4 protein-coding genes are annotated in these 5,485 nt (G+C 73.0%); 1 reads left to right on the forward strand and 3 read right to left on the reverse strand.

The genetic code is table 11. The features are described 5' to 3' along the window. Positions 1-282: 282 nt before the first annotated feature. Positions 283-1,332, reverse strand: a complete 1,050-nt coding sequence (locus FOE67_RS15225) for a TolB-like translocation protein (RefSeq protein WP_194444302.1) — start codon at positions 1,330-1,332, stop codon at positions 283-285. A 229-nt stretch (positions 1,333-1,561) separates the two neighbouring features. Here FOE67_RS15225 and FOE67_RS15230 point away from each other — a divergent pair, with 229 nt between their 5' ends. Next, on the forward strand, positions 1,562-2,551 hold the full coding sequence (locus FOE67_RS15230; protein WP_182664568.1) for an aldo/keto reductase: 990 nt from the start codon (positions 1,562-1,564) through the stop codon (positions 2,549-2,551). 543 nt (positions 2,552-3,094) lie between these two features. Here the strand turns inward: FOE67_RS15230 and FOE67_RS29360 are convergent. Further along, positions 3,095-3,901: a 2'-5' RNA ligase family protein gene (locus FOE67_RS29360; RefSeq protein ID WP_228473915.1), complete on the reverse strand. Its 807-nt coding sequence runs from the start codon at positions 3,899-3,901 to the stop codon at positions 3,095-3,097. Positions 3,902-4,049: 148 nt separating this feature from the next. Further along, a complete protein-coding gene (locus tag FOE67_RS15240) occupies positions 4,050-5,399 on the reverse strand; it encodes an MFS transporter (protein ID WP_182664570.1) in 1,350 nt (449 codons plus the stop codon). Positions 5,400-5,485: the final 86 nt, after the last annotated feature.

Genomic DNA, 5,485 nt, shown 5'->3' on the forward strand with positions numbered 1-5,485 from the left:
GCCCCGTACCGCACCGGGCGGGGCGTGCCCCCCGGGGAGCGGGGTTCGGGAGCGGGGCCCGGTGCGCGGGCCGGGCCGTATCGGCCCTCGCGGCCGGGCGAGCCCCACCGGCCGCGTCCCCGACCCCGGCGCCCCGGCGGACGAACCGCGGCGCACGCCGCGCCACGTCCCCGTCGATCGCGCGGACGCCCCCGGACGGTCTGCGCCGATGACGCGATGGACGGGGAAGCAGTCCCGTTCCCCGCGTCGAGGACGCCGCGCCGGCGGTCGCCCGGTACGGCACTAACCCCGGGACGCCCCGGCCCCCCGGAACAGCCGGCGCAGCGCCACCACCAGCACCGTGGCGGCCAGGACCGCCAACACGGTACGGGTGGGGAAACCCTCCTCGGCCGCCGAACCGGTGTCGCCGGTTCCCCCGACGGCGTCGTCGGTCCCGGTCCCCGGCGTGGCCCCGGGGGACCCGTCGGTGTCCCGCCCGGCCGCCTCCTCCGGCAGCCGGTCCCCCGTCAGCTCCACCGGCTGCACCCGGCTCATCGCGCCCTCGGAGCCGAACATCAGCGTCCGTCCGTCCGGGGTGAAGGTCACCGACTCGCCCTGCGGCTGGAGCGGAACGTTCACCACGCCGAGCGACTCCGGCTCCTCCCCCTCCGCCCAACGAAAGATCTCGGCGTTGAAGTAACCGCGCAACACCAACCGCGTGCCGTCCGGGGAGAAGGCCCCGTCGGTCACCCACAGGTCCGTGTCGTGGTAGCGGGTGAAAACATTGGTTCCCTCGGTGCTCATCTCCTCCGGACCGATGTAAACGGCACCGTTCCCGTCCCGCTGCTTGCTGGCCAGGTACACCCGACCGCTGTCCGGGTGCACCATCAACGCCTCCGCGTCCCGCGGGCCGTCCTCCCAGGTCACCGTGTAGACCGTGGGGGTGAGGGTGACGTCGGCGAGGGTCTGCGGCTCGGGGAAACGGTAGATCCACACGTGCGGCCACGCGCCGTCGAAGTTGTCCCCGATGTCCCCGACCCACAGGTCGCCGTCCGGGCCGAGGTGGAGCGCCTCCACGTCCCGGAACTCCACCCCCGTGAGCGTCACCGTGGCGACCGTGCGACCGGTGGTGCCGTCCACCGCGTAGATCTCGGGCGCGTAGTCGCTGTCGTTGTGGGTCCAGTAGACGTTCGGATGACGATGGCTGGCCTGCAGGCCGCTGGACTCCACGATCCGCGGATCCTCGATGGTGAACTCCTCCGGCACCCCGGCGCCCGCGCCCTCCTCGGCCACCGCCGGCGGAGCCGTGACGACGGCCGTGCCGGCGAGGACGGAGACCACCAACAGCACCATCAGCGCGAACCCGGCCGGACCCGGCCGGGGACACCGACGGCCCCGACCCGAAGCGGAGGCCCCATCGGACGGGTGCCGGCGAACGGAACGGGAGGACATCCGGCCCCGGGAGGGACCACGGAGAGCGGGAGCGGAGCGGCGACGCATGATCCCAGCCTGCCGGCCCGCCGCGCCCGTGCCCGCATCGGTGCTTGCCCGGAGTGCGCTCCACCACATTGACTGGTGCGCCATGAAGTACACACATCTGGGACGCACCGGTCTCAAGGTCAGCCGCATCGTGCTGGGGACGATGAACTTCGGCCCCGAGACCGACGAGGCCGAGAGCCACACGCTGATGGACGCCGCCCTGGACGCGGGCATCAACTTCTTCGACACCGCCAATGTGTACGGGTGGGGGGCGAACAAGGGCCGCACCGAGGAGATCATCGGCAGTTGGTTCGCCAAGGGCGGTGACCGCCGCGACAAGGTGGTCCTCGCCACCAAGGTCTACGGCAGCATGCAGCTGGACGACAAGCCCGTGTGGCCCAACCACGACAAGATCTCCGCGCTCAACATCCGTCGGGCCGTCGATGCCAGCCTCAAGCGGCTGAACACCGATCACATCGACCTGTACCAGTTCCACCACGTGGACCGCGCCACCCCGTGGGAGGAGATCTGGCAGGCCATGGACGTGCTCGTGCAGCAGGGCAAGGTGCTGTACGTGGGCTCCTCCAACCACGCCGGATGGAATCTCGCACAGGCCAACGAGACCGCCGCCCGACGCGGCTCGCTCGGTCTCGTGAGCGAGCAGTGCCTGTACAACCTGGTGGAACGACGCGCCGAGATGGAGGTCATCCCGGCCGCGGAGGCCTACGGCATGGGCGTCATCCCGTGGTCGCCGCTGGGCAGCGGCCTGCTGGGCGGCGCGATCCGCAAGGAGCGGGAGGGCTCGGGTGCCGGGGGCCGCACCCTGCGGGCACTGGAGAACACCACCCTGCGCGAGCAGGTCCAGGCCTACGAGGACCTGCTCGCCAAGCACGGCCTGGAGCCCGGCGAGGTGGGTCTCGCCTGGCTGCTGACCCGGCCGGGGGTGACGGGTCCCATCGTCGGGCCGCGCACCCGCGAGCAGCTGGACTCGGCGCTGCGCGCCGTCGAGCTGGAGCTGGGCGAGGAGGTGCTCTCGGGTCTGGAGGAGATCTTCCCCGGCCCCGGGCCCTCCCCGGAGGCCTTCGCCTGGTGACGTCCGGGGGCGGGACGACCGGGTCGTGCCCTCGTCCCGCCCTCCGCTCCCCCCCGGGGGGGGGACGGCGAGAAAGTTCCGGGCGCCGGCCGTCCGACCGGGGAACGGGCGGCGGCCACGGGGCGGGCCCCTCACGGCCGATCGACCCCGGAGGGCGGGTGCCCGCGCCCGAGGTCTGAGGCGGATCGGGGGGGAGCGGCCTCCCCACGCCGGGGGCGGGCCCTCCGGCGTCACCGGGTCCGGGGTCAGCCGCCGACAGCGGTGGCGATGAACACCACGGCGAACATCAGGATCAGTGCGGCGCTGACGATGCGCGCGCGGGTCTTCGCGTCCACGCCCCCACGGTAGCGGGAACGACCACCACCCCGTGCCGTGGGGTCGCCCCGGGCGGCCCCGCGCTCCGGGGACCGTGCTTCCCGGGGGCCGCGCGATTCCCCGGACCTCCGTGCCGGGCAGCCGCGGATGACGTGGGTGGGGCCCGGCGGAACACCCCGGGAGGGAGCGGGGACCCGGAGGGGCACGGAGAAGCACGGAGAAGGAGGGTCAGAGCCGGGCGTCCGCCGCCTCCACGGCACGTCCCGTTCCCAGCTCCCGGGCCAGCAGCGGGGTGTACCGCGGGCCGCTCCCCGGCACGGCCCCCGACGGCAGTTCGCTGCGGATCAGTACAAGACGGTCGACGCGCCAGACCTCCCCGATCGGGTTCCCCGGGATCCCGGCGAGCACGGCCATCCCCCGCCCCGCTCCCCCACGGGATCGGGCGAGGGTCAGGTGGGGACGGAAGGGCGCCGTCTCCCGATGCGGCGCCCCGGCCCGGGCCCCGGCTGCCCGGCACGCCTCGGCCAACCGCACCGCCGGACGATCGCGTCCGGTCGCGCCCCCGGGGCGTGGCCGCCCACTCCCCGGCTCCGACGCGCCTTGCGCGGCCGACGCGTCCTCCGTCGGGCTCCCGGGTGCTCGGCCCCGTGCCCCCGCCTTCCCCTTCGCATCGGCGGCCGGGCCGTTCCCCTCCGCCCGGTCATCACCCACCCCGGCCGCGGCCGGGGTGCCGCCCACGGGCTGCGGGTCGGCGTCGACGACTCCCAGCCACAGCACCCTGTCACCGAAGCATCCCCCGCCCGCCAGTCGCAGGTGGAAGGGGCTGCTCCTGCGAGCGGCCCGCCCGAGCCGCTCGCCCAGCTCCGGGAGGATGTCCTCCGGACACTCGCCGTGGAAGGCGAGGGTGATGTGCCATCCGGCCGGATCCGTCCAGCGCAGCCCCTCGGCCTCCGGGAGATCACGCAGTTCCCGGGTGACCTCCGAGACCCGGCGAAGGACGGTCTCCGGCGGAAGCAGGGCGGAGAACAGGCGCATGACGGCAGTCTTCCCGAGGTCGGCTCCGGAGGCACCCCGAGGACGCGACCGACCGCGCGGCCTCCTTCCCGCCCGGCCCACGGCCCGGAGGGCCTCGGCCCACGGTCCGCACCCGGGCGGGTTCCGGGCCGTGGGCGGGGCGGGGGACTCAGCCCGCGACCGGGACGGGCTTCTTCCGGGGCACGACGTCGAGGACGGGGGAGCCGCGTCGCAGCCTGACCCGCAGCCGCAGCCCTCCGATCCGGACCAGCACCAGGGCCACCACCAGGGCGGCGACCGCGCAGATGGCACCTCCGACCGCCATGCCGACGCGCGGGCCCATCGTGTCGGTGACCCAGCCGAGCAGAGGGGCTCCGATGGGGGTGCCGCCGAGGAACACCATCATGTGCAGGCTGATCACCCGGCCGCGCATCGCCGGGTCACTGGCCAGTTGGAGGCTGGTGTTGGCGGTGATCATGAAGGTCATCCCGACGAACCCGATGGGGATCATCAGGAGGGCGAAGACCACGAAGTGCGGGGCTCCCGCCGCCACGACCAGCAGGGCACCGAACAACCCGGCGGTTCCCACGGTGAACCGCATCCGGCTGCCCATCCGTCGGGCGGCGAGCAGGGCCCCGGCAAGGGAACCGACCGCCATGAGGGTGTTCAGCAACCCATAGGTCCCCGCACCGGCGGCGAAGACGTGATCGGTGAAGGCGACGACCCAGATCGGGAAGTTGAAGCCGAACGTACCGATGAATCCCACCAGCACGACCGGCCACAGCAACTCGGGTCGCCCGCCCACATAGGCGAGTCCTTCCCTCAACTGCCCCTTGCGCCGTGGGGCACGCTCGGCGGGGGTCAGTTCGGAGGTGCGCATCAGGAGCAGTCCGAGCACCGGGGCGATGAAGGACAGACCGTTGAAGAGGAACGCCCAGCCGCTTCCCACCGCGGTGATGAGGACGCCGGCGACGGCGGGGCCGACGATACGGGCGGATTGGAAGTTGGCGGAGTTCAGGGAGACGGCGTTGCGCAGCAGGGCGGGACCGACGAGGTCGGAGACGAAGGTCTGGCGGGCAGGGTTGTCGACGACCGTGATCATGCCGAGGACGAAGGCCAGACCGTACACGTGGTAGACGTGGACCTGACCGCTGAGGGTGAGTGCGGCGAGCGCCAGCCCGGTCAGGCCCATCGCTCCCTGGGTGCACAGGAGCAGACGGCGCTTGTCCATGCGGTCGGCGAGCACACCACCGTAGAGGCCGAAGAGCAGCATCGGCAGGAATTGCAGGGCCACGGTGGTACCGACCGCGGCGGCCGAGCCGGTGAGGGTGTGGACCAACCAGTCCTGGGCGATGCGCTGCATCCAGGTACCGGTGTTGGACACGACGGCGCCCAGGAAGAAGATCCGGTAGTTCCGCACCCGCAGGGAACGGAAGGTGGAGGGCTTTTCGGGCTCCGCGGAGGAGGGATTCGGGGTGGGCTGATCGGGGACGGAAGCTTCTCCGGATCCCGAGGTCAAGGTGTTGCTCCTTACGTGTGGGGTCGGGTGCGGTCGTCTCCCTCCGGCCCGGGCGGCGCGGTCGTCGAGGGGGTCGGGGGCGAGGG

The organism is Streptomyces calidiresistens (assembly GCF_014141525.1).
Classification (GTDB): Bacteria; Actinomycetota; Actinomycetes; order Streptomycetales; family Streptomycetaceae; genus Streptomyces; species Streptomyces calidiresistens.